Source organism: Leptospira sanjuanensis (genome assembly GCF_022267325.1).
In the GTDB taxonomy this organism is placed as follows: domain Bacteria; phylum Spirochaetota; class Leptospiria; order Leptospirales; family Leptospiraceae; genus Leptospira; species Leptospira sanjuanensis.
The window spans coordinates 3,762,143-3,787,307 of record NZ_JAIZBG010000001.1 but is presented as its reverse complement, the minus strand read 5'-3'; the positions used below and the strand labels follow the sequence as shown (position 1 = coordinate 3,787,307).

22 protein-coding genes are annotated in these 25,165 nt (G+C 45.2%); 13 read left to right on the top strand and 9 right to left on the bottom strand.

The genetic code is table 11. The features are described from left to right. Positions 1-81 precede the first annotated feature (81 nt). The 3 genes from LFX25_RS17185 (at position 82) to LFX25_RS17175 (ending at position 2,553) form a co-directional block, all read left to right on the top strand. Positions 82-315, top strand: coding sequence for a ferredoxin (locus LFX25_RS17185; RefSeq protein ID WP_238731323.1), 234 nt, complete (start codon positions 82-84; stop codon positions 313-315). 308 nt (positions 316-623) lie between these two features. Next, the gene (locus tag LFX25_RS17180; protein ID WP_238731322.1) at positions 624-2,162 is read left to right on the top strand and encodes a PAS domain-containing sensor histidine kinase; all 1,539 of its coding nucleotides are present in this window, start codon (positions 624-626) and stop codon (positions 2,160-2,162) included. A 1-nt stretch (position 2,163) separates the two neighbouring features. Continuing rightward, a complete protein-coding gene (locus LFX25_RS17175; RefSeq protein WP_118955159.1) occupies positions 2,164-2,553 on the top strand; it encodes a response regulator in 390 nt (129 codons plus the stop codon). Here the strand turns inward: LFX25_RS17175 and LFX25_RS17170 are convergent. The 8 genes from LFX25_RS17170 to LFX25_RS17135 all read right to left on the bottom strand — a co-directional run bounded on the left by LFX25_RS17170 (position 2,535) and on the right by LFX25_RS17135 (position 10,901). Continuing rightward, positions 2,535-3,533 carry an NAD-dependent epimerase/dehydratase family protein gene (locus LFX25_RS17170; RefSeq protein WP_238731321.1) on the bottom strand — a complete coding sequence of 333 codons (999 nt, stop codon included), beginning with the start codon at positions 3,531-3,533 and terminating at the stop codon, positions 2,535-2,537. The genes LFX25_RS17175 and LFX25_RS17170 overlap by 19 nt on opposite strands. Further along, the gene (locus LFX25_RS17165) at positions 3,530-4,996 is read right to left on the bottom strand and encodes an NADP-dependent isocitrate dehydrogenase (RefSeq protein ID WP_238731320.1); all 1,467 of its coding nucleotides are present in this window, start codon (positions 4,994-4,996) and stop codon (positions 3,530-3,532) included. Before LFX25_RS17165 ends, LFX25_RS17170 begins: the two co-directional genes overlap by 4 nt. Before the next feature lie 619 nt (positions 4,997-5,615). Continuing rightward, complete coding sequence (locus LFX25_RS17160; protein WP_003005890.1) at positions 5,616-5,798, bottom strand: hypothetical protein; 183 nt, start codon at positions 5,796-5,798, stop codon at positions 5,616-5,618. A 214-nt stretch (positions 5,799-6,012) separates the two neighbouring features. Then, positions 6,013-6,426 (bottom strand): nucleoside-diphosphate kinase, encoded by a 414-nt coding sequence (locus tag LFX25_RS17155; protein WP_238731319.1) that lies wholly within the window; start codon positions 6,424-6,426, stop codon positions 6,013-6,015. 9 nt (positions 6,427-6,435) lie between these two features. Next, positions 6,436-6,918, bottom strand: coding sequence for a pantetheine-phosphate adenylyltransferase (gene coaD / locus LFX25_RS17150; RefSeq protein WP_238731318.1), 483 nt, complete (start codon positions 6,916-6,918; stop codon positions 6,436-6,438). Next, positions 6,915-8,126, bottom strand: a complete 1,212-nt coding sequence (locus tag LFX25_RS17145; protein ID WP_238731317.1) for an argininosuccinate synthase — start codon at positions 8,124-8,126, stop codon at positions 6,915-6,917. Before LFX25_RS17145 ends, coaD begins: the two co-directional genes overlap by 4 nt. A 55-nt stretch (positions 8,127-8,181) precedes the next feature. Further along, positions 8,182-9,585 carry a DUF2779 domain-containing protein gene (locus LFX25_RS17140; RefSeq protein ID WP_238731642.1) on the bottom strand — a complete coding sequence of 468 codons (1,404 nt, stop codon included), beginning with the start codon at positions 9,583-9,585 and terminating at the stop codon, positions 8,182-8,184. A gap of 158 nt (positions 9,586-9,743) precedes the next feature. Then, on the bottom strand, positions 9,744-10,901 hold the full coding sequence (locus tag LFX25_RS17135) for an ACP S-malonyltransferase (RefSeq protein WP_238731316.1): 1,158 nt from the start codon (positions 10,899-10,901) through the stop codon (positions 9,744-9,746). A 101-nt stretch (positions 10,902-11,002) separates the two neighbouring features. Here LFX25_RS17135 and LFX25_RS17130 point away from each other — a divergent pair, with 101 nt between their 5' ends. The 10 genes from LFX25_RS17130 (at position 11,003) to LFX25_RS17085 (ending at position 22,690) form a co-directional block, all read left to right on the top strand. After that, complete coding sequence (locus tag LFX25_RS17130; protein ID WP_238731315.1) at positions 11,003-12,232, top strand: AraC family transcriptional regulator; 1,230 nt, start codon at positions 11,003-11,005, stop codon at positions 12,230-12,232. 42 nt (positions 12,233-12,274) lie between these two features. Beyond that, positions 12,275-14,179 carry an AMP-dependent synthetase/ligase gene (locus LFX25_RS17125; RefSeq protein WP_238731314.1) on the top strand — a complete coding sequence of 635 codons (1,905 nt, stop codon included), beginning with the start codon at positions 12,275-12,277 and terminating at the stop codon, positions 14,177-14,179. A gap of 259 nt (positions 14,180-14,438) precedes the next feature. Next, complete coding sequence (locus LFX25_RS17120; protein WP_238731313.1) at positions 14,439-15,368, top strand: ABC transporter ATP-binding protein; 930 nt, start codon at positions 14,439-14,441, stop codon at positions 15,366-15,368. A 6-nt stretch (positions 15,369-15,374) separates the two neighbouring features. Beyond that, entirely contained in the window at positions 15,375-16,103 is a 729-nt protein-coding gene (locus LFX25_RS17115) for an ABC transporter permease (protein WP_238731312.1), read from the top strand. Continuing rightward, positions 16,100-18,142 (top strand): motility-associated ABC transporter substrate-binding family protein, encoded by a 2,043-nt coding sequence (locus LFX25_RS17110; RefSeq protein WP_238731311.1) that lies wholly within the window; start codon positions 16,100-16,102, stop codon positions 18,140-18,142. Before LFX25_RS17115 ends, LFX25_RS17110 begins: the two co-directional genes overlap by 4 nt. Next, positions 18,139-19,236 carry a DUF4340 domain-containing protein gene (locus tag LFX25_RS17105; RefSeq protein ID WP_238731310.1) on the top strand — a complete coding sequence of 366 codons (1,098 nt, stop codon included), beginning with the start codon at positions 18,139-18,141 and terminating at the stop codon, positions 19,234-19,236. The genes LFX25_RS17110 and LFX25_RS17105 overlap by 4 nt, the downstream gene beginning before the upstream one ends. Continuing rightward, entirely contained in the window at positions 19,233-19,850 is a 618-nt protein-coding gene (locus tag LFX25_RS17100) for a hypothetical protein (protein ID WP_238731309.1), read from the top strand. The genes LFX25_RS17105 and LFX25_RS17100 overlap by 4 nt, the downstream gene beginning before the upstream one ends. Further along, positions 19,847-21,244 (top strand): UDP-N-acetylmuramate--L-alanine ligase, encoded by a 1,398-nt coding sequence (locus LFX25_RS17095; RefSeq protein WP_238731308.1) that lies wholly within the window; start codon positions 19,847-19,849, stop codon positions 21,242-21,244. Before LFX25_RS17100 ends, LFX25_RS17095 begins: the two co-directional genes overlap by 4 nt. Next, positions 21,241-22,266 carry a phenylalanine--tRNA ligase subunit alpha gene (pheS, locus tag LFX25_RS17090; protein WP_238731307.1) on the top strand — a complete coding sequence of 342 codons (1,026 nt, stop codon included), beginning with the start codon at positions 21,241-21,243 and terminating at the stop codon, positions 22,264-22,266. The genes LFX25_RS17095 and pheS overlap by 4 nt, the downstream gene beginning before the upstream one ends. Position 22,267: 1 nt before the next feature. Further along, on the top strand, positions 22,268-22,690 hold the full coding sequence (locus LFX25_RS17085; RefSeq protein WP_238731306.1) for an acyl-CoA thioesterase: 423 nt from the start codon (positions 22,268-22,270) through the stop codon (positions 22,688-22,690). A gap of 216 nt (positions 22,691-22,906) precedes the next feature. Here the strand turns inward: LFX25_RS17085 and LFX25_RS17080 are convergent, their stop codons facing one another. Beyond that, positions 22,907-24,946: a gamma-glutamyltransferase family protein gene (locus LFX25_RS17080; protein ID WP_238731641.1), complete on the bottom strand. Its 2,040-nt coding sequence runs from the start codon at positions 24,944-24,946 to the stop codon at positions 22,907-22,909. Positions 24,947-25,165: the final 219 nt, after the last annotated feature.

Genomic DNA, 25,165 nt, shown 5'->3' with positions numbered 1-25,165 from the left:
GGTGAGTATCCTCGTGTTGAAACGGGTGTCAATTCTGAAAAGGGGGTTGACGAAACAATCGTTCGATAAACTTTGTTAAGCATGGCCGATAAAAACGATAAAGTCAAACAGAACGCACCCGGTAAATATTATATCGATAATAGCTGCGTTCCTTGTAACGACTGTTTGGAAGAAGCGCCGATGCTTCTCAAATATACCGACGACGAATCCAAGGTTTATTTTCACAGACAACCCGCGAATCCGGAAGAAGAAATCGCTGCAAAGAAGGCGATGGAAATCTGTCCCGTGGAAGCGCTAGGAAACGACGGGGAATAAAATCAAAAACTTGTCGGATTTATGTCCGACAAGTACATCCGCTTTCTTTCTTTTTCCTCGATCCTTATTCCAGATTTCCGCAAATAGCCCTTTCCCTTCATTCTAAGGTTTAATTCTTTCGAAAGAACTGCTTACCAATGGCAGGCCGGCGTTCCGTTATTCCGCAATAAACTTCGCATAACGATTTCTTCCTTTGAAATCGAGCGTTCCATTGCCGATAAAAAAGGTAAAATTCTCCCTTCCCGATTCGTTATGGATTGTCTTTTATGAAATGGAACTTATTTTAAGGAAAACCTACGGTAGTTACATTGAACGACTTTGATATTCAATCGGCCGATATGTATAAATTTATCGTCGAGAAAAGTCCCGAGTTGATTTGTATCCACGAACCAGACGGGGTCTATCGATACGTAAGTCCTTCCGTAACATCGATGTTAGGTTATCAACCCGCGGAACTCATCGGAAAAAATCCGTACGATTATTTTAATCCTTTAGATCGGGAGAGAATCTTAAAAAATTCTCATGAACCGGTGCGTCAAGGCGATTCGATCGGAATGGTCGAATATCAATTCCTGAAAAAAGACGGAAAATACGTTTGGCTGCAGACGATTGCAAAACCGATTTACGACGATCAAGGAGAAGTGACCGCTCTTCTTACGACTTCCAGAGAATATCAAGGATTGAATACGATTCCGGATGAGACGGAAAAAAAACAGGCTCTCGACGACATCCGTCTTTCTGAGGAAAAATTCTTCAATGCGTTTTATTATTCGGGCGTCGGCATGGCTCTCGTTTCCCTGGAAGGAAAATGGCTCGAAGTAAATCCGAGTCTTTTGGAGATCATCGGTTATTCTCGCGAAGAGATTTTAAAACTCACGTTTCAAGACATCACACATCCCGATGATCTTATGGCCGATCTAAGTCTGCTTCAGGAAACGTTGGACGGAAAACGGGATACTTATCGAATGGAAAAGCGTTACTTTCATAAGAATGGAAGTACGATCTGGGTTTTATTGATTGTTTCGCTCGTACGGGATGTTCAAAAAAAACCGATGTTTTTTATCTCTCAGATTCAAGACATCACGGATCGTAAAAACATGCTTTCGGCATTGATTGAAAAAAACGAAACGCTACAGGCTTTGAGCAATCACCTAACGGAGAGAAATTCTCAGTTGGAGGAATTCAATCAAATCGTGTCGCACAATCTCAGGGCTCCGATCGGAAACATATTCACGTTATCCACAATGCTCCGCGAAAAAGACGGAACGGACAAGGACGAGCTTCTTGAATCCTTGGAAACAAGCGCCAAAGATCTGATGGTGACATTGAACGATATCGTAGAAGTGATCAAAATCCGGAAAAATCGGAACATCGATAAACAACTGGTTGCGTTCAAAGACGCTTTCGGTAAGGTGCAGAGTCTTTTATCCGCACAGATCAAAGAAATGGACGCCACGATCAGCGCAGATTTTTCGACCGCTCCCGAAATTCTTTATCCGCGAGTGTATTTGGAAAGTATTCTCTTGAATTTACTGAGTAATTCTTTGAAATATTCGGATCCGAGTCGAAAATCGGAAATTTCGTTCGTCTCATTTGTGGAGGAGAAAAAAGTCTTTTTAGTCGCTAGAGATAACGGATTGGGAATCGATCTTAAAAAGTATGGTCATCAAATCTTTAAGATGAATAAAACCTTTCATCGCGAAAAAGAGGGTCAAGGCATCGGGTTATTTATGACTAAGAATCAAATTGAGTCCCTCGGGGGCGAAATAACGGTTGAAAGTTCTCCGGGTAAAGGTACTACTTTCATCATCAATTTCAATAAGTATAATGATTTTGAACAACGGTAATATGAACTTCTGGTTGATCGATGATGATTCCATCTATATCATGATTGCAAAGCGATTCCTGGAAAAAGACGGCAGAGCCTCCAAGCTGCGTGATTTTCAAGACGGGGAAGTCGCCCTTCAAGAACTTCAAACGTTGAGTTCCGATCGGGAAGAACTGCCCGACGCGATTCTGTTGGATATCAACATGCCGTTTATGGACGGTTGGCAGTTTTTAGACGAATTCAAAAAAATTCAAGGCGACCTCGCGAAAAAAATCACGATCTTTATGGTCAGTTCCTCCGTGGATGAAAGGGATATCGTAAAGGCGAATTCTTTTCCGGAAGTAAAAGGTTATCTTTCCAAACCCCTCACTCAGGATCATATTCAAAAACTCTACAGCGATTTGGCGTAAAGCCTCACCCAATCCGACGTTTTTTTCAATGCAGTTTCTGTTTCAATCTTAGGTCGATACCCTAACAACGATTTTGCTTTTTCGATCGAGACCGGATTCTCTCTTAAAATAAAATTCACTCCTTCTTTGGTTGCGGGAGGTTCTTTGTCGATTAACTTGTAAGTGGCGCCCATCAATAGAATCAAACCTTTCAAAAACCAAGCGGGCGCGGACAAGGGTTTGGAGAGACCGGCGGATTCAGCAAGTCGATCAAAGTATTCGCGCCAGGTCATCGTAGTTCCATCGGTGATGTTGAAGGCTTCTCCCCAAGCTTGTTTTTCCAAGGCGAGAAGAGTTCCTTCCACAAGATTGTCAACGTAAGTCAGATTGATTCTTCCTTTGCCTCCGTTCGGAAGAGAGAAGAGTTTTTTCTTCATCAGTTGGATCGGACGTACTACCCAAGGACCGGAACCGGGGCCGTAAACGTCTCCGGGGCGAATAAAAAGAATCCCGAACTTGGGAGGATCGTTGAGTTTCAGTAAAGCGGATTCTCCTTCGATCTTGGTGATACAATACGGATTTCCTTCTCCTCGAAACGGACCTTGTTCGGTTACAAAGGGCGGGTAGGTGAATCCGTAAACCATTACGGAAGAATAATGGACCATTCCCTTGGCACCGGCCTTTCTCGCGATTTTTGCAAGTTCGACGGAAGAATATACATTCACTTTTCTGAATTCTTCCAGAGAACCGCCTTCGCGTACGATGGCCGCGGTATGAAGAACATAGTCCGATCCTTTTACCGCTGCGGCAAGCGCATTCGAATCGGAAGTGCTTCCTACGATTACCGTGAAACCTTGTTTACGGAGTTCGTCCGCGCGGACCGGATCGAGTTCGATGCCTCTGACTAGGATTCCTCTTTCGCGCGCGATTTCGGCGAGACGTTTTCCTATAAAACCGCCGATCCCTGTGATACAGACGGTTTTTCCCCGGAGGTTTTTCATTCTCCTTGGCCTAAGGAGAAGGCTCGTTTACCGTCGAAGTAATAGAGGTTTTCGGTTTTTACGGTATCGAAACCCGCCGCGTCGAGTTTCAAAAGAAGTTCGGCGACTTGTTTGTGAGAGATCGGATGATAGGAAGGATCTTCCTGTTTGATCAATGCTTCCTTGCTTACGAATCTGCATCTCCAGTGATCGATCAAAAACGTTTCCGGCTGACCGTCCGGATAAACCTTCACTCCGCGATTGGTGATGATTTTCAACGTCAGATCGTCGGATTGATCCTTGAGTTTTTTGCCGAGTTCCTCCGGATCGTTTCCGATCCAATCCAGGAAGATATCGACTCCGACGAGATCCTTCTTTTGAATCGTTCTCTTATATTCAGGAATCGTAATTTTCTTCGCTTTTCCGAAGGAAACCGGTTTGAATTTTTCGGGAAGATGTCCGAGATTTCCGATTACCGCTTCCGCGAATTCTTTGGTTCCGACTTTGATTCGGCTGACTCCGGGTTTGAAAATATCGCCCGTATGAATTCCTTCTTCGATCGTCAAAAGCCATGCGTTGTTGATTTTGGCTGCGATGTCAGGTTGTCCGATATGGACGAGCATCATCACTGCCGCATTCAAAAGCCCGGACGGATTTGCGAGATTTTTTCCTGCGATGTCGGGCGCGGAACCGTGGATCGCTTCGAACATCGAAACGATCTCTCCGATATTGGAGGATCCGGCCATTCCGACGGAGCCGGCGATTTGCGCTACAATGTCGGAGATGATATCTCCGTAGAGGTTTAACGTTACTACCACGTCGAAGTTCTGCGGTCTGTCCGCAAGATTGGCCGCGCCGATGTCGATGATCTGAGAATTCGCTTCGAGTTCCGGATATTCTTTCGCGACTTCTTTAAAGATATCGTGGAACAAACCGTCCGTCTGTTTCATGATATTGTCTTTTACCATCGCGGTCACTTTTTTGCGGCCGTAGGCGCGTGCGTATTCGAACGCGTAACGGATGATTTTTTCGGAACCTGGACGCGAAATGAGTTTAAGACATTGAACCGTATCGTTCGTTTGTCTGTGTTCGATTCCCGTATAAAGATCTTCTTCGTTTTCACGTATGATTACGATGTCGAGAGAGGGATGTTTCGTTTCGACGTACGGATATAGGGAGAAGCAGGGTCTAACGTTGGCGAACAAACCCAATGTGGTTCGAACCGTCACGTTTAAACTTTTGTAACCGCCTCCTTGAGGAGTGGTGATCGGCGCTTTTAAGAATACTTTCGTTTGTCTGAGAACGTCCCAAGCTGGCGGTTTGATTCCGGAAGAATGTCCTTCCTTATATACTTTTTCGCCGATCTCGATTTCGATCGGATCGATTTTGGCTCCGGCCGCGTTGAGAATTTTGAGAGTGGCGTCCATGATTTCAGGACCGATTCCGTCTCCGTGTGCGATTGCGATTTTGGTTTTTTCGGACATTCTCGTCTCCTAATACTTCAAATAGATCGAGAATGGAATCAACGGTCAATTCCCTTCCGTAACGGGAAGAATGGAACCTGCAGAAAACGCCGAGGTTTTGACAAGTGAAATCGAAGTTGGATAGTTTGTCGGGACATTGATTTGCAGCTTCGGTTGAAGTGTGGGAACTCCTTCAAGTCGTGTCTCTCATTTTAGAAATGTAGGAACTACCACCGATCGTCGCATGTCTTAAGAATGTCCCGATAAAATGTAGGAACTCCATCAAAATCACTGCGCAATCATTTCGAAGAACCGGAAACTTTTCTTAGGAAGGTGTGGGAACTCCTTCAAAGCAGATTTTGCGCTGAGAGCTTGTCCCGAAACCGGGAAATAAATCTTAGTAGTTTCTACAATAGGCTTATAATCAGCTCTTTAGATTTTCGAAAACCTTTCTGCTGATTGAAAAACGCAGGAGTTCCCACAGTCTTCGATTTCGGGATAAACTTTAAAAAAAAGAGGGTAGCCGCTTTCTTAAAACGAGAATTCGTTCAAAAAAACGAAAAAGGAAACATCGAATTCTAAGGTTGGAAATTTAAAGGACAAAAATCAGAGAGCGTTTGCAAGTCAAAATATCGAACGATCACTCGATTTCGAAATCCGATTCCGAATCCACTAAGAATTCTTCTCTGGAGTAGATCAGCTCCATTACGTCGTCCATCCAATCCGGAGTTCCATGGTTCGGATCGCCGAACGGATCGTTGGCTCTGTACTGTTTCATGATTTCGCTGTGTTTTTGGAGCTGTTCCCGAGTGCTTGCGTTCATATTAGAATTGTCGGTTTAAAGAACCTTTTAATAACAGATTTCGGTAAGAATTAATAATTTCTTTCCAAAAAGTACAACCAAAAAATCGCTTATTTTTGATTCGTTTTAATCCGAAGTCGAAAAAATGAATCGAAAATCCTGAAATTAGAAAGGAAATCGGAGCCTAACGGACGTCAGACTGAATCGCTCGCGAGGCTCCGGGAAGGTTCAAAGTTTAGAACAATTCGTTCCCTTTGAAGAAGAAAGAAATTTCCAAAGCCGCGTTATCGTCCGAATCGGAACCGTGGACCGCGTTCGCTTCTTTGCTTTCCGCATAAAGAGCGCGAATCGTTCCCGCAGCCGCTTCTTTCGGATCGGTCGCTCCGATCACTTCTCTCCAATGAAGAACCGCGTTGTCTCTTTCAAGAGCCGCCGCTACGATCGGTCCGGAAGACATATAGTTGCAAAGGTCGTTGTAAAACGGACGGGCCGCATGCACTTTATAGAATTGTTTCGCGTCTTCGAGAGAAAGTTTCAGGTATTTTAAACCGAGGATCTTGAATCCTTCTTTTTCGATTCTCGCGAGAATGTTTCCGACGTGTTTGTTTTTTACTCCGTCGGGTTTGATCATGATGAACGTTCTGGACATTTTTTTTCCTTATTGAGAGAGTTTTTTAAGTAATGCTTTGCTGACGATCTCGGGAACTTGGTTACTCACGTCCCTTCCGTGTCTCGCCACTTCCTTTACGATCGTGGAAGAAATGAAGGAATATTCGCTTGAGGACATGAGAAACACGGTTTCCACATCCGGGGCTAATTTTTTGTTCATTAAAGAAATTGCATATTCGTAATCGAAGTCGGTTACCGCTCTCAATCCGCGGATGATGCTCTTTGCCCCTACTTTGGTGCAGTAATCGACCGTGAGACCTTGAAACGTATCTATTTCAAGATCCTTGATACCTTTGGTGACTTCGCGGATAAATCCGAGCCTTTCCTCGACGGAGAACAGCGTGGACTTATTCGAATTTACGGCGATCGCAATGATCACTTTGTCGAAAAGTCCCAAGGATCTCTGAAGAATATCCAAATGTCCGTTTGTCAACGGATCAAAGGAACCCGGATAAATCGCTAAGTGTTTCATTTTTTGCGTAGCCTAGCCGTTTCTTGAGCGGGTAATCCGTAGATGTTGATGAATCCTTCCGCGTCTTTCTGATTGTACAATTCCTCTTTTTCAAAGGTCGCCATTTCCGGGTTGTAGAGGGAAACGGAGGATTTTCTTCCCACAACGGAACAGGTTCCTTTGTAGAGTTTTACTTTTACGGTTCCGGTTACGTATCTCTGGGTTTCAGCGATAAACGCGCGGACCGCCTTCATTCTTGAGGAGAACCAATGACCGTTGTAGATCAGTTCCGCGAACTCGATGGACAATTTATCCTTATGATGCTGCGTGTCCCGATCGATCGTAATCGATTCCAAATCTCTGTGTGCTACAAATAACACGGTTCCGCCCGGAGTTTCGTAAACTCCCCTGGACTTGATTCCGACGAGGCGATTTTCCACGATGTCCACTCTTCCCACTCCGTGTTTGCCTGCGAGCGTGTTGAGCGTATCCATCACTTCGAGAGGATTCATCTTTTGCCCGTTGACCGCGACGCAGTTTCCTTCCTGAAAATCGAGTTCCAGATATTCGGGAGCGTCCGGCGCTTTTTCGGGAGAAGTCGTTAGGAGAAACATGTTCTCGTTCGGCTCTCTATAAGGATCTTCTAATATTCCGCCTTCATAAGAGATGTGCATGAGATTGCGGTCCATGGAATACGGTTTTTCCGCGGTGACCGGAACGGGAATTCCCTTCGACTTCGCGTATTCGATCAGATCGGATCGACCGCCGAAATTCCAGATTCTCCAGGGAGCGATGATCGTTTTTTCGGGAGCGAGAGACTTAACTCCGAGTTCGAAACGAACCTGATCGTTTCCTTTTCCGGTCGCTCCGTGTGCGAAGGCGTCCGCGCCTTCTTTTTCGGCGACTTCCACCATCGCTTTTGCGATCAGAGGTCTTGCTAAAGACGTCCCGAGAAGATAACGCATTTCATAAAGTGCGTTTCCTTGAATCGCGGGGAAGATAAAGTCGCGCGCAAATTCCAAACGGAGATCTTGGATATAAACTTTGGAAGCTCCGGTTTTGATTCCTTTTTCTTCCAGACCGGAAAGTTCTTCTTTTTGGCCTACGTCTGCGGTAAAAGCGATCACTTCGCAACCGTATGTTTCTTTCAGCCAGGTGAGAATTACGGACGTATCCAATCCACCGGAATACGCGAGGACGATTTTCTTAACAGGTTTGCTTTGCGCCATTCTGAGAACACTGAAAATCCATCGGGGTCTGTGGACAACCGGATTTTCCCCGTTCTTACGTCGTTTCGATCCATTCTTTGATCTTACGAAGAATCAAAACCATCGCATACGTGTCGAGTTTGCAGTATTCGATAAGATTTCTTTCGATCTCCGATTTTTCGGAAGCGGGCATCGGTTCGGTTTTGACGCGGAGGAATTCCGAATTTGCCGTCTGCCCCGATTGAATCCCGAGATTCTTATAAGACTGGCCGGTGATCACGGGAAGAATGGTCTTCAAGGAAGTGCAACCCCTTTGATCGGGATGGTAATAGTCGTATTCCCAGAACGGTTTTGCGAGATCCGTGAAGTCGTCCAGGATGGATTTCACCCAGGGTTTGTATTCCGGAAAAGCTGCGGCGGATTCTTCCAAACATCTCTTTTCGAACTTATCGTTAAAGCAGACGATCGTTCCTCCCGGTAAAATCCATTCTTTCAGTTTTTCTAATATTCCTTTTCGAGGATCGACGATTCCGTCCTCGATGTAATGATAACTTTCCGGTTCCTTTGAAAGATCGTCTTTGATTACGTGAAGAGAGAATAAAAACGGAACGTGCTGGAACGGATACGAGTTTTGATACACTGGAATCGGAGGATTGATCGTTTCGAAATCCAGAAAATAAATCGGGTAACGGATCTTTCCGAAAAACTCGGAAAAAACTTTTTGATTCAAATACGGAATTCCGCTTTGCATCGTTTGAATCTGCGTTTTTTGACGGGAAGTCAAATGTTCCGTTTCTTGAATGTCTTTTAAATGGAGAATTCCCTGATCGTAAAGTTTACCGGATTCTTCTTTTCCTTCCCGAAGCGTAAAAATATCTCCGGGAACTTTCGGTGCGAGACAAACCTCAGGATACGAACAGTTTCTCGGGTGGGAACAAAGATTGCTCATCGAACGGGACGGCAGATTCTTATTGGAAAGAAGTTCGTGCAAAGTATAGGCCGTTTCTTTCGTTTCTTTTGCTTTGAGCGCGACTTCGGCTGTAACGTCCTTACGCACGAAGAAAGAATCGATCCGAATTTCTCCCTGATAAAGAAATTTGGAATTTACGAAGATCAAAGTGCATTTGGAAATCGGGAAACCCGATTCTTCCGCTACGAATTTTTGATATGCGATTTCCGTAATATGTTGTTTTTTGAACGAGCTCGAAGCCTTGAGGACGGCGATTTCGAAAGAACCGGGGATTTCCTCGTTAGGAAGAATGTATTCCGCTTTCATGGAAAATTTTTCCGTTTCCAAACACGCGGATCGGACTCCAATCCCCGATTTTAAGGTTCTTCTGGTTTCCGCTTCCGAATAACGGACGTTTTTCGACTTAGGATAAAAGGAATGGGAAAGATCGCGCAAAAGCGATTTTTGTTTCGGTGAAATGTATTGGTGTTCGAAAGGATCGAAATCCGCGCGTCGCTGATACGTGTTCAGCCAGAGATGATACTCGCAAAAAAGTCCGGTGGTAAAATCGGCCTTCGTGAGTTTCGGAATTTCCTTTTCGGGGCGTTTAAGAGATAAGAGGACGGAGACCCATTTCGGAATGAGTTTCCGAAATGGGATCTTTTTCAGAATCGATGTTCTTCGGTTTTTCAGGCCAAAAGAACCTTGATATCCTTAGGACTGGAAACCGCGTAAATTTTGTTTTCGGAAGTTCCCATGTTCGCTTGAGTCAGTTTTTGACTCACAACGCTCGGCCCAAAGTCGATACCTGTAACGTTAGACGTGCTTGCAAAAGCCTTTACAGCCTTGTCCCAATAAAGTGTTTTGATCAACATTTCTCGGAAGAGCGGAAGGCCGATTCCCGCATCGGACTGCATGTTTCTTCCGTCGAAAATGGAATAAACCGGAACCTTCAGATCGGAACCTTTGAAATCGAAGCCGATTCTTTCCATATCGAGAGGAACGGTTTTATTCGTCTCTTCCATGTGGGGAGAATGGAAAGGAGCAGTGGTTCTCAGATATACGAACTTCACTTTTTTCTCGTCCATTTCCGCTTTGAACTTCTTACGGAGTTCTAGAAGCGATTCGGGACTTCCGGATACGATGTTGGAATCGGGAGTGTTGAAAAGACTTACGTAGATCGCTTTGTTTCCGCTCAAACCGAGAGCGTCGTTGGTTTGTTTCACTCTGTCTTCGAGTTCTTTTTGAGTGTAACCGATCACGGCAACCATCGGAGCGGGTTGTTTGTCGCCGACTTCTTCGTTCGCTTTGAGCAACGCTTCGGAAGGATTGTAAGGTCCGACGAGCTCCTGCGCTCTGTATCCGATATACAATACGAACTTTAAGAATTTCACATAGGCCGCGTTAAAATCGGCGCCTTCTTTTCCAAGAGCGATTAACGCGGAGGAGATGACGCCTTGGCTATGTCCGGTAACTCCGATGGAGTTTGCGATCAGTTCGGGAACGGGAAAGCCTTTGTTTGTGAACGCGATGTAGTTTGCGATTTGAGTGAGGAAAATTCCCACGATGGAAACGGGTGCGCTGCAGAGATAATTTTCATCCGGCGCAGTATCCGGGCTTTTTACCCAGCTTTCGAAATCGTAACCGCCGTAGAGGATCTTTTTGTCGAGCTTAGGAACTTCCTCCGCGATGGCTTTGAAAGAAATATCGAAGAATTCTTTAAGAGAAGGTTCGGATTCATAAAGTTTGGAGAGTTCTTTCAAGAAAGGAGATCCTTGTCCTCCGAATTGAAGGAAAAGTTTTCCTCCGGATGTCTTGACTTGGTTCAGAAAATTTGCGATTGCCATGAACTTTTGTTTTCCTTAGGTGTTTAAGGATGGATCGCGTTTCATAGTCGGTTCCGCAATTCTTTTTTGCAGGTCGTAGTCTTCGAATTGACATAAAAAAAATGATATTGGCAGAATTAAACGTAAGTCTAGTTTTGCGAATCGGTAGCCCGATGTGGATTGAATTGTACGGATATGCGAGCGCGTTTTGTTCCGCGTTGATCGGAATCATGCTGGGACTGAATCGTAAGAAGTCCCCCACGTTTAAGATCGGAGCGTTTTTGTTTCTGTCGATTTCGATTTGGCTCGTACAACTTTATCTGTTTACTTCGGGTAAGTTATTCGAGTTTCCGGCGTTGATTTTCTGGCACATTCCCTTTGCGATCGCAACGGGTCCGCTTTTTTATCTCTTCATTCAATCCATCTTCAAAATGGAATACTTACAGCGGGACCCAACCCCCCTGTTTACTTTGTCGGAAAGATCAATGCGCAAGAACCCGTTCCGGTTTTGGGACCGGTTCTTATGGGATCGCATTCAGTGGTTTCACGTTTTGCTCGTGTCGCTCCTGACCGCGTTATTTCTCCCGGTCGGACTTTTATCGACTCAGGAAAAACTCGAAATTTTCCGTAAAAATGAATCGGTCGTTTCCCCGCTCTTCAAAAACTATATTCTATTTTTCTTAAATATGAGTTATCTCGTTCCGGGCGTTTATATCGCGTTCTCGTTTCGATTTTTGTTTAACGCGAGAATTCTTTTTAACGCGGGTCAGGAACGATCGTTGTCCGTTTTTTATCTGATCTTAGGCTGGTTCGGGGTTTCAAAGCTTATCACGTTCGGCGGATTCATCCAGGGAGAATTCTCCTTTTTAAAAACGTTAGGCGCCTTTGGGTTTTCGACGGGCGTTTTTTTGATCTTTATCCTTCTGTCGCGTTATCCGGACTTTTTGGAAATTCTCCGCAGAGGGATTCGCGAAATTAGAAGGAAACAAAGCAGGATCAATTCCGATCTGAAGAATTCCGCTTTGGAAAAGATCAAAGTTCTTTTTGAAGAGGAAAAAATTTATCTGAACGACGAGCTTTCCCTCAAGTCGCTCGGAAATCAGCTTTCTCTTCGGCCGGATCAACTTTCGCAGGTCGTCAACGATTCTTACGGAATGAACTTCAATCGGTTTTTGAACTATCATCGGGTTCGGGAGGCGATTCGGATTTTGGAAAAAGATCCGGCAGCGAAGATCATTCACGTCGCGATGCGTTGCGGGTTTAACAGCAAGAGTTCGTTTAACGAATCCTTTCGCAGGGAAACCGGAACGACTCCCACGGAATATCTTCGAAAAAAGGGTATGGAATCATGAATCCCGTCGACCCTAGGGCCGTTTCGATGTATTTTCTTTTGCATGAACCATGCAAACTTTAAGAAGTATAAAAATCTCGCGCAGGTATTTCGAGATTCCGTTCAGAAGTATCAAAACGAAAAATCCTTCCTGACTAAAAATACGAAAGGAATTTTCGACGGCCCAACTTACGGGGAACTTTATGACGACGCGCTTTCTCTCGGTTCCTATCTGATCGAAAACTGCGGTTTAAAACCGCAGGAGAATGTCGCGATCATCGCGGACAACCGTCTGGAATGGATTCAGACGGATCTCGCCGTTTTGTTTTCAGGGGCCGCGGACGTTCCCCGCGGAAGCGACGCGACGATTCAGGATATGGAATATATTCTTTCCCATTCCGATTGTAGAATCGTATTTATAGAAAATGCGAACGTATTCAAAAAACTGAATGTAATTCGCGACAAGCTTCCTCGTTTGGAAGCGGTGATTCTGATGGACGGAACTCCGGAACTTTTCAAGGAAGGAAAGGTTCTTTCTTTTCGAAAGGTTTTGGAGGAAGGAAGAAGTCTTTCCAAGGAAAAAATCTCCGCACGCATCGATCGAATAGAACCGGACGATCTTTTGACTCTGATTTATACATCGGGAACGACCGGGAATCCGAAAGGGGTAATGCTGACGCACGCGAACATTCTTTCGCAAATCCGGAACATACCGCTCGGCTTGGAGAAAGAGGATAAGATTCTTTCCATTCTACCCGTTTGGCATATCTTCGAAAGAATTTTCGAAATCGTTTCGATTACTTTCGGATGCAAAACCTATTATACGAACATCCGTTCCCTCAAAGAGGATTTGCAAATCGTTAAACCGAGTTTTATGGCATCGGCTCCAAGACTTTGGGAAAGCATCTTTCAGGGAATTCAAACGAAACTTCAAGGGATGAAGGGAATTTCCAAAATTCTTTTTGCGGCCGCGTTGAAAACGAATCGGATTCGATACAGAAATTTGGCCGTCCTAAAAAACAGACAACTGAAGTTGAATCCTGAATTCTTTGGCGTATCCATATTCAAAAAATTGATTTCGCTTATCATTTTAGCTTGGATCGCGACTCCCGCAAAACTTCTCGACATCGTCGTTTTGAAAAAAGTGAGAATGGCGACGGGCGGAAATCTCAAGGCCAGCGTTTCCGGCGGTGGGGCCCTTCCTCTTCACGTGGACGAACTCTTCAACGCGATCGGAATTCCCGTACTCGAAGGATACGGACTTACCGAAACCAGTCCGATTCTTTCCATGAGAACCCCGGACGAACTGATTGTTGGAACCGTCGGAAAGATTTTTCCGGAAACTCAAATTCGGATCGTGGATATTACAACCGGCAAGAATATTTATCCGGGTTCCGATCCGTTCGGTAAAAAGGGGGAATTGATCGTAAAAGGACCGCAAGTGATGAAAGGGTATTATAAAAATTCCGAGGCAACGGAAAAGGTTCTTCAAGACGGTTGGTTTAAAACGGGGGATCTTGCGCTGCTCACGGCCAATTCTTACTTAAAGATCGTGGGAAGAATCAAGGAGACGATCGTGCTTTCCAACGGTGAAAACTTGGAACCGGTTCCGATCGAAGCGAAACTCCAGGAATCTCCTTTGATCGAATCCTGCATGGTCGTCGGTCAGGATAAAAAATTTCCGGGATTACTCGTCGTTCCGAGTTTGGAAAACCTAAAGGAATACGGATCGGATCTGAAAACGATCTCGTCGAACGCGGAAGTCAAAGCCCTGATTCGTTCCGAAATTTCCAAAATGATAAGCGACCAAAACGGTTTTAAATCATTCGAACGGATCGGCGGCTTTAGCCTGCTCGACCGTCCCTGGGAAAAAGGGGAGGAATTGACCGCAAAACTTTCTCTCAAACGATTTATGATCGCGGAAAAATATTCCAAACAGATCGAGCAGATTTACGAAAGTGGAAAGTAAAGGCAGATAAACAAAGGCCGTTCCGTCGGCCCGTCACTCATTTAACATCCACCCTTGGAACAATTATACGTTAGGTCCGGTCGAAACAAACCTACGCAGATTGTTCCGTTTTTGAGAATCCAGGATAACCGCGCGGTCGAGAAAAGGGGTTGACCCTATCCGGGAAAATTTTTCTATTTTTCCTGAATCCAAAATTCCATAGTATCGGACTTCCTGCGTATGAAAACTACGAATGCTCCCGATAGCAGTTTAAACAAAGATGATCAAAGTCAAAAACCTATCCAAATTCTATGGCAAGAAACTCGCTATAGACCGTCTGAATTTTGAGTTGGGAGAAGGGGAAATCGTCGGACTTCTCGGTTTGAACGGAGCCGGAAAAACCACGACGATCCGAATTCTTACCGGCTACTTGATCGCGTCCGACGGGATCTGCGAGATAGACGGAACGAACACGTTCGAAAATCCTCTCGAAGTAAAAAAGAAGATCGGTTATCTTCCCGAAACTCCTCCGTTGTATCCGGAACTTTCCGTCGAAGATTATCTCAAGTTCGCGGCGAGGATCAAACAAGTGTCTTCCGAAACGATCGATTCCGAAGTCGCAAGAGTTTGCGAAAGAACGTTTCTAACCGACGTCCGCGGAAGCAACATCGAAACTCTTTCGTTGGGATTCAGAAAGCGGGTCGGGATCGCGCAGGCGCTTTTGGGAAATCCGAGAATCATCATTCTTGACGAACCCGTTTCGGGACTCGATCCTAAGCAGATCGTGGAAATCAGAAATCTCATTCACTCTTTGAGAGAAGGACATACGATTCTTCTTTCGAGTCATATTCTTCCCGAGGTTTATAAAACCTGTACGCGCTTTTTATTTTTGCATAAGGGAAGAATGGTATATCAACGCGATCGAAAACAACTCGAAGATGAGATGGAAAAACTTTCCGGTTTGGAAGTCACTCTTTCCGGCGCCGACGCGGATTCGGGAAAAAAATATCTTTCCTCTTTACCCGGCGTGAACGCGGAAAAACTTCAATCGATCGGAGAAGATTCGAGAGGAAACACGTTTCTCGTTTCCACTTCTCTCGAGCGCGAATTTAAGGAAAAACTTTTCGCTTCCGCTTCTTCCGTTCCGCGTTTGGAATACATCCGCAAACAGGAAGTCACCTTAGAACAGATCTTTATGAATCAGGTTTAAGAAACGATGTTTCAGAATATTAAATGGATTTTTTTCAAGGAAGTAAAGGTGTTCTTCGGAACCTTTATGGCTCCTTTGGTTTTCGGCGGAACCGCCTTTTTGAATTCCTTGTTCGTGCTGATCCTGAATTTTAACTCCGGCACGAATTATGTGGACACGACGGTGATCACGTTTCTTTCGTTTATGTCCACGATCATCATCGCGATGCTGATCCTTGCGATGGGAAGCATCACGGAAGAAAAGAACAGAGGAACTCTCGAATTTCTTTTTACTGCTCCGATCACCGATTTGGAAATCGTGGCGGGTAAGTTCGTGTTCGGTGCGTTTATCTGCTTTTTGATTTCGGTTTTCGTAAACGGGTTGTTTCCGATCTTTCTGTATTCTTTTTGGAAGGCTCCTCTTTATATCGTAGTTTCGGGAACGATCGGAGTTTTTCTTTTGGGAATCTTTTCGTTTTCGGTCGGGCTTTTCGGAAGCAGTCTCGGAAAGAATCAGATGATTTCCCTTTTGATCTCGATCGTCATTATTTTAACCCTCTGGGTTTCGGGATATTTTTCGTATCTGTTCGATTCGGTTACGAGAAAGGTTCTGTATCACCTGCACATCTTTTCGCACTTTATCGCATTTTGTAAGGGAGTTCTGCCTTTGAACGGAATCGTATTCTTCGTAAGCGGCGCGTTGTTCTTTCTGTATCTCACCGTAAAAGTTTTGGAATCGAGGAGATGGAGAGGATGAAAAAGGAATCCGTTTTGCTCAGAATTTTTCCCTGGGTTTCGCTTGCTTCCCTGTTTTTGTATTTTCCCGTTCGCGACAGCATTCAATTGCCCGCAAACCGTTGGCTCTGGCTCGGTTTTGTGCTGGCGATTCTGATCTTAGAGCCGGCGTATCGATGGATTCAAAAAAAGAATATTCAAGAAGAATGGAATTCTTATATAGCCGCCGGTTTGGGATTGCTCTCGTTCGGAATCTATCATCTGCGCGTCTTTTTGGAGGAACTCGCGCTTAAATCGAACACGACCGGATCGGGCAACGAAAGGATTCGCGAGATTCTTCTGGTGCTTTTGATCTTATCCGTGTTCGGATTTTTGATTCTTACTTTGCTCAAAGAATTAGGGAAGGATTCCGCCGGAGCGCAGAGCGTTTTGAAAACCTCCAAACAAGCGCTCGTTCGATATTTTATCATGAACCTCGCGATCGTTTTCGTGGCTTTGGTGGTGGTAAATTATATTTCCGTAATGCGAAATCACAACTTCGACCTGAGTTCCAAAGGACAATATTCCTTCGGTCCGACTGCGGTCAAAATTCTCAAAAGCGTTTCGAAAGAAGTAGAAGTGATCGCGTTTTACCCGCGCCCTCTGGAGAATTCTTCCTCAAGCGACAAAGCGAATTCCTTCTCCCTGCGAAGAATCCGCCCCGATCTCGAAATTTATTTGGATCAGCTCAAATCCCTGAGTCCACAATTTAAAGTCCGCTTTATCAACGCCGACGTGGAGTTGGACGATCTTGCGGAGTTTGGTCAGGTTTCCAACGGATTGATTCTCGTCAGAACGAAAAAACCTTTGTCCGAAGACGGAAAACAATATGCGGAACAAAGACTCGCGGTTCGTGAAAAAACCGATTTGGAGGATCTCGAACGCAAAATCGTGCAAGCCGTCGTAAACATCACGACCGAAGAGAAAAATATTTATTTCACTCAATCCAACGGGGAACGATTCTCGCCGATCTTTCAAAATCTTCCGAACGAAAAAGTGGGAATTCTTTCCAACTCCTTGAGCTTTTTAAACTTCAAAGTCAAAGGGCTCGGAATCGCCGAAGGTTGGCCCGGAAGAATTCCGGAAAACGCGGACGTTCTAATGATTACCGGACCGACCGTCGCTTTTTCCAAAGAAGCGCAAACCGCGGTTCTCGATTTTATCGAAAAGAAAAAGGGCAAGGTCTTTATCACCATCGATCCGAAAGGAACGGAAAATTTCCGTTGGCTTTTGGAGCGGTCGGGTTACGAATTCGAAAAAGGACCGCTTTCCCAAATCCAAGGACAAGCGGGAATGGTTCTTGCGAAATCCTTCCGTAAACATCCGATCGAAGAAACTCTCACGAGAAAGGAAATGGGAGCGATGTTTCCCTTTGCCGGATTTTTTGTTCCGCAGGCAACGCTTGGACCGGGCGGGAGAACGCTCGAATCGTTTCCTTTGATGGAATCCGGCGGCGATTCCATATTAGATAAAAATAATAATGGAAAACAGGATTCCGGAGAGGAAAAAAGAAACGTAATCCTCGGGATGATTCTGAAAACGATTCCGAAGTTTCAAAACGAATCGACCGAAACGAAACAGAATCCTGCGACCGGTATTCCGGAACTTACAGGTTCGGAGCCGAAAAAAGACGCAGTCGATGATCCGAATGTTTCCCCGCTTCCTGGATTAAAAACGGAGAATGGCTCCGCTTCGCAAAATACGGGTCCCTCGGCGGCGAACGCGAATTCGAAAGAGGAAGGAAGGGTCGTGATCTTTTCGGGAACTTCCTGGATCACCGATCAATTTATTTCTTACGGAACCAATTACGAACTTGCGACCTCGGCGATCACTTGGATGTATCAGGATCTTTCCCTTTCTTCGATTCAACCGAAAAAAGAAGAAGTGAACACGGTATCGCTGACGGATATTCAAAAACGTACGGTTTGGATTTTGGGAATGTTTATCTTTCCCGGTTTGATCGCTCTCATTTCGTCCGCGGTTCTGATTCAAAAACGTAGAAGAGAAGGAGCGGAATCTTGAACCGCTGGATTCTTCTCCTTCTTGCGTTAGTCGTCCTTTTCGTTAGTTTTTTCTTTTTGGATGAAAGAAAAGAGGACCAAACGGAAATTTCCGTTTGGGACATGGACGTCGACGAAATCGAGTACCAACCTCCGAAAGGTTCTTGGGGGGCGGAAGACGCCTCGTTATTTTATCCGTCGCCCGTGATTCTCAAGAGACAAAAGGGAATCAGCGAAGGACGCGAATTTTTTTCCGTTCAATCCAAGGATATCGAAACGGGAGAAACGATCCTATTCGAAGGCGGATACAATACTGAAAATATTTTCAGAGAGCTTTCCGTTTTAAAATCCAAAGGAGTAGAACCGATCGCCGAGGGAAAGATTCCCGCCTCACTGGTGTTAAACGAAAACTCTCCCCAGATCGTTTTGAAATCCTCCGGTAAAATCCGTAAAACGATCCGCATCGGTAAAAAGAAAACCGGAGATTCGACGAGAATCGTTCAGGAAGGAAACGAGATTCTCGTGATTCAAGGAAACACCGCCGATCGATTTACGAGAGGAATCGCGGAGTTCAGACAAAAGCAACTCGTCAATCTCCGTGACGAATCCGTGAGCGAAACGATCTGGGAAGAGGAAGGAAAAACGCTTCGTCTTGACAATCACCCGTTCAAGGAGCAGACGATCAAAAAGAATTTCTGGAGAAGACTTTCCGGAAAGCTGATCGCTTTGGAGCAACATCTGGGCGACGCCTGGAACAACCAAGTCGTAGGTCAGCTCGCGGAATTATATCCGGACGATTCGAACGGAGCGGGATATGCGGTCGCCAAAAGTCTGACTAGCGTTCCTGCGGACGCTTCCTTAAAGATCAAACTTTCCAACGGAGACTGGATCACGCTGCGTTATTATCCGAAGACGAATATCAATTCCGTCGATTATCGGCCGACGGTTCGTATCATAAACGGGAAATTTTCCGAACCTCCTTTTTATATCCGCGAAGATAGTTTCTTGCGGTTAAAAGAAATTGCGGCGAACTTGGACAAAGCGGAGCAGAGAAAGGAACCGTTGAATCTCAATACGATTCCTAAGAATCCGAACGCTCCGCATTCCCACAAATGATCGTAGATAAAGAACAAGACTTCTCCGAAGTTCGCACCGGCCTTCTTCAAAAAGTTTTTCAATCGCCCGAAAGCGCTTACGAACTCTATCAAAAGACGGACGGCTTCGGTTATTCAGAAATTTTAAGAACGCACTTTCTGCTTTGGATTTTGGCTCCCGCGGCAAAACTGATTTCCAACATCGTATTTTCACTCTTATCTTTTGTCCGATACGACGAGGGAGAATGGAGCCTGTTTTCCGGGGTCGTATTTTCTTTCGCGATCTATCCCGCAGTTTTGTTCTTGGTCGCGCAGTTCGACGTGTTCCGCATATTTATGAAGAAGGCCGATCGAACCAAAGGGGAAACTCTACCTCCCGCGAACATTCTTCTCGTTTCGTTTTTACCGTTCAGCGCTTCGTCCGTGTTTTGGATTTTGCCATCTCCTATGCAGGCGGTCTTTCTCGCGATTTCGTTTTTTCTTTCCTGTGTTTTATCCGTTCGAAGTTTAAAAAAAATTCTCGGATGGAATGATAAGGAAATCCTAATATTCTTTTTATCCGGCTCGGCGTATTTGTTGACCGGACTTTTGTTTCTTACCGTCGTCTACAACTTAATTAGGACCGTTCTCAATTGAAGATTTTTCTGATCGGAATCGGCGGGATCGCTATGGGCAATCTCGCTTATATGCTCAAAAAAAGCGGGCACGACGTATCCGGTTCGGACGCGGGCGTTTATCCGCCTATGTCCGATAAATTAAAAGAATGGAATATTCCATACTTTGAAGGTTTTAAAGCGGAAAATATCCAAGGTCAGGATCTGATCATCGTCGGAAACGCGATCTCCCGAGGAAATCCGGAAGTCGAGGAGATGTTGAACTCGGGCATGAATTATCTTTCGATGCCCGCGGCGATCAGCGAATTCTTTCTCAAAGGCAAGAAAGTCATCGTAGTGGCGGGAACCCACGGGAAAACGACGACTACGTTTCTGATTCATCATATTCTAAAAGAAAACGGGGTTGAACCGGGGCTTTTTGTCGGAGGAATTCGGAAGGACGGTTTTCCTGGATTCGAGCTCGGAAACGGGCCGTACTTCGTTATCGAAGGCGACGAATACGATACGGCTTTTTTCGACAAGTCCTCCAAGTTTCTGCATTACCGTCCCACCTATGCGGTGTTAAACGCTCTGGATTTCGACCACGCGGATATTTTTCCCGATATAACCGCGATCGAAACCATGTTCAAACGACTCATCAATCTCGTGCCCGGAAACGGAAAGATCTTTTATTGGAGCGGTTCGGGTTCCCTCAAAAAACTCGTTCAACACGTTCAGTTTACGAAGACGGAAGGATTCGAATGGAATCGGAAGGATTCTTTCCTTACTTGGAAAAAGCACGAGCTCTTCTGGGATGGAACGAAGCTGGACCCGGCTCTGTTCGGGGATCACAATTATAGAAACATCGAAGTTGCCATCCGCGTTTGTTCCGAAATTTTAAAGTCTCACAACCCGAACGGTTATAAAGCGGGGATCGCGAAGGCGATCGATTCGTTTCCGGGCGTCAAACGCAGACAGGACATTCTCTTTCAATCGCCGAAGGCGCTTGTTATGGAAGATTTCGCGCATCATCCGGTGGCCGTTCACGAAACGATCCACGCGGTTAAAAAAAGATTTCCCGGTTATAAGATCGTCGCCTTGTTCGAACCGAGAAGCGCGACCTCGCATAGAAACGTATTTCAAAAGGAATATTCGTATTCTTTCTTAGGCGCAGATTTGACCATTCTTACCGAGATCCATAATTTGAAGAAGGTTTCAAAGGACATTCGTTTGGATGTAAAGAAGCTCGTTCAAAAACTTTTGAAGAATTCCAAAACCGTTCCCGTTTACGCAAAAGATCCTCAAGAGCTGCTTGCAAAACTTGAGAAAATGATTCCCCAATTTACGGGAGAGAAAATTCTGATCTTAGCTATGTCCAACGGCTCGTTCGGAGGAATTTATCCCGGACTGGTCGAACTAGCGCGGAAGCACGTATGAACTTATCTCAAGAACTCGATTCAATTTATCAGGAAGCGGTCCAGAAAATCGGTTCCTCCGTTTCCGAAGAGGATCTGGATAAGAATAAGAACGATTTTATCGGTAAAAAGGGAAAGCTGACCGCGGTTCTAAAGAACGTCGCTTCCCTTTCCATCGAGGAAAAAAAGACCGTCGGTCAAAAGGCCAACGAACTTTCCAAAAAACTCGAAGCGTTCGTCGCCGAGACAAAGTCTTCCCTTAAGAAAAAACTTTTTGAAACGCAGGCCGCGTCCGAGTTTTTCGATTCGCTTCGCCCTCTTCCGAAAGCTTCCACCGGAAGTCTGCATCCGATCACTCAGATTCAATACGAGATCGAAGACATTTTCGCATCGATGGGATTCAGCGTGATGGACGGTCCCGAAATCGAAACGGACACGAACAACTTCGGTGCGTTGAATTTTACGGACGATCATCCAGCGAGAGAAATGCAGGATACGTTTTATCTGGAAAACGGAAATCTTCTTAGAACTCATACTTCCGCGATTCAAGTAAGAACATTAAGAAAATTGAAACCACCGTTTCGAATCATCGCACCCGGAAGAGTTTTTCGTTACGAAGAAGTCGACGCTTCTCACGAACATACGTTTTATCAGATCGAAGGAATGGTCGTCGGAAAGGATATTTCCGCGGCGAATCTGATCGATACGATGCAAGTTTTGTTATCGAGAATTTTCGAAAAAGAAATCAAAACCAGACTGAGACCAGGTTATTTTCCGTTTGTGGAACCCGGTTTCGAGTTGGATATAAACTGCCTCGTTTGCGACGGAAAGGGTTGTCCCGTTTGTAAACATTCCGGTTGGTTGGAGCTATTACCTTGCGGTTTGATTCATCCGAACGTTCTTTCCCACGCCGGACTCGATCCGAAAGAATGGACCGGTTTTGCGTTCGGTCTCGGTTTGGACCGCCTCGTAATGATGCGTTACGGAATTCACGATATCCGTTATTTCCAATCCGGCAATTTGAGATTCTTAAAACAATTCTAATATGATTTCCACTCCGATTCAGACTCGATGGATGGATATGGATCCGTTCGCGCATGTGAGCAATTCGGTTTTCGTTTCGTATCTTGAAATCGGAAGAGTGGATTATTGCAAACGCCGTTTTAACGTGAAAGGCGTCTTCGACGTTCCTTTTATTCTTGCGAGAATCGAAATCGATCTTAAAAAATCGATCGAAATGCATCACGCCGTCGAAGTGCAAACGAGCGTGACTCGGATCGGAAACAGCTCCTGGGATTTTCAATCCAAGATCGTGGAATCTAATACGAAAGAAATTTTTGCCGTTGCCAGAACGGTTCAGGTTACGTTTGATCACGTCACCAAGACGAGTGTTCCGATTCCGCCTAAGGTTCGCGCCGTTTTGGAAGAGGATCTTAAGATTTTCCAAAGACAAAACATAGAGGGTTGATCGCGGGTGTTCTTTCGTAAAACGAAGGAATGTAGGAACTACTACAAAAAGGGTTCCGATAAAAGCGACGCGAGTCCGTGAGACGTAATCTGTAGGAGCTCCTACAAAATGGGTCCAATCGTTAGAACGGATCACATTGTTTAAGAGACGTAATTTGTAGGAACTCCCACTTTTACAAAAGAATCTCCAAAAAAATCCCGTTTCTTCTAAAATCGCTCAACGTCCTTCCGCCCAGGATTCTTTTCTCGGATCCGCTCCACCGTAAAGTTTTCCCGTAACCGGATCCTTTAGGGAAATACAAGGAGCGCCGAAATCGTATTCCCAAACATCCCGGCCTACCACGTCGTAACCTAAGTCTTTCAGCGCCTTACCGCTTCGATCATAGATATCCTTCTCGAGCTCGATCCGGCCCGGATAATAGTTATGCGGCGAGAAGGAATCCGGCCAGTTGAGAGAACGGAATCGCGGCGCGTTTACCGCTTCTTGTGCGTTCATTCCGAATACGATCATATTCAAAAAAACTTGTATGGTAGCTTGGGTTTGCATATCGCCTCCCGGCGTTCCGAGACTCATCAGGAATTTTCCTTTTTTAAAAACCATAGACGCGTTAGGCGTAATCGTAGGTCGTTTACCGGGAAGTAGAGCGGACGGATGATTCGGATCAAGACGGAATTGGGTCATGCGAATTCCGAGCGTAATGTCACCATCGATCATCGGAGATTGTGGAAAATCGCTCGGAGTCAAAGAGAGGGAATTTCCCTGAGCGTCGATGATGCTGAGATAGGTGGTGTCACGTCCCACTTTTCCCGTTTTTTCCCAAAGGGAAAGTTGTTGGTCATTTAAGGAAGAATGGAATGTAAGAGACGATTGAAAAAAAATCAATTTTGCGATCACCCGACGTAATAGCGAAGTGTTGGGATTAGAATCGGAGGAGGTCCCGGTTGAAAATCGATTTTGATCGACAGGAGAATTATTTTGACTCGGGAAAGAATCTTTCCGCTGTTTTTGAAATTCGAGCGAGCTTAAAACACTCTTCTTTTGATAAGCGAACGGATTTCCGTGTAAAGGTGTTTTACCGAAGGCAGTAGGTCGGAAAAGTTTTCTTCGTTCTCTTGCATATTCTTTGCTGAGAAGACCCTCGTTTGGAACATTTACGAATGTCGGATCTCCGAAAAATTTTTCCCGATCCGCCATAGCAAGTTCGATCGCTTGGACCACGGTATGAACGTATTGCGGAGAATTGTGTTCCATCGATTGCAAATCGATTCCTTCTAAAATTTGAAGAACGATCGGAATGACCGCGCCCTGATTCCAAGTTTGATTGGAAAAGATCGTATAAGGACCGTAAGATCCCTGCAACGGCTTTTCCCAACCTCCCGAATAAGTCGAGAGATCTTTTGGGGTTATAGTGCCGTCGTTTTCTTCGTGCGCCTTTATGATTTTTTGCGCGATCGGTCCTTCGTAAAAATACGTTCGCACAGCTTCTAAGGCGCGGTTTCGATCCGCGCCGAAACGTCTCGCCTGAGCTTCTTGTTCAGCGAGTTCACGTAAGGTTTTTCCAAGAACGGGTCGTTTGAAAATTTCCTTATGATACAGCGGTTTCCACCATCGATTTTCCAGATAGATTTCGGAGTTATACGGAAGAAGAAACGTAAATCCGAGTCTTTTGAAGATATTCATGTTCAGATTTCGCATCAATATTCTGTGAACCGGAAAACCTTGTTCCGCTATTTCGATTGCAGGAGCGCTAACTTGTTCAAAACTCATCGTTCCGTATTTTTTCAAAAGAGCGATGATGACGTCGGGCGAGGCGGGAACGAGTTGGGAAGAATATTTCAAAGTCGGAATATACGTATGTCCTCGGGATTGAAAGTATTCGATGGTCGCTCTGCTCGGAGCCTTTCCCGCGCCGATATAACTTTCCACCTGCTTTGATTTTGAGTTGTAGTAAAGGAGGGGGGCTACGCCCGGAAAAGAAGCTTCTTCTCCTTGCGTGACGTTTAACACGAGTAAGGCGGCAATTCCGGCATCCGCGGCGTTGCCGCCTTTTTCTAAAATTTGAAGGGCCGTTTTGGTCGCCAGCGGATGTCCGGACGCAACCATCAGCTTCGAACCTTCCGCGAGAGGTCTGTTTTCGTGATACGGATCATAAAATTCTAATATTTCTTTCGGTCTGGAAAAGGTGAAATAGAAAGCGTAGAGTAATGCGGTTCCGATGCCGACGATCAGGGTGAAGTATTTTAGAATTCGATTCATCCGATTCTCCCTTTGAATTTCCCGTTCTGAGGTTGTTTGCAAGAATCGTTTTCCGATTTATGCAGCTATTTTTCGGTCAAAGTATAATTCTTCCGATAAATGAATCCAGTGAAAAAACGGAGTGGAAAAGAAAGACGAAAGAACGCCTAATGCGTGAAAGGACCGACTTTGGTTGATTGGAAAAAGTGTTGTTTCGAGTTGTGTTCGATCATTGGGAAA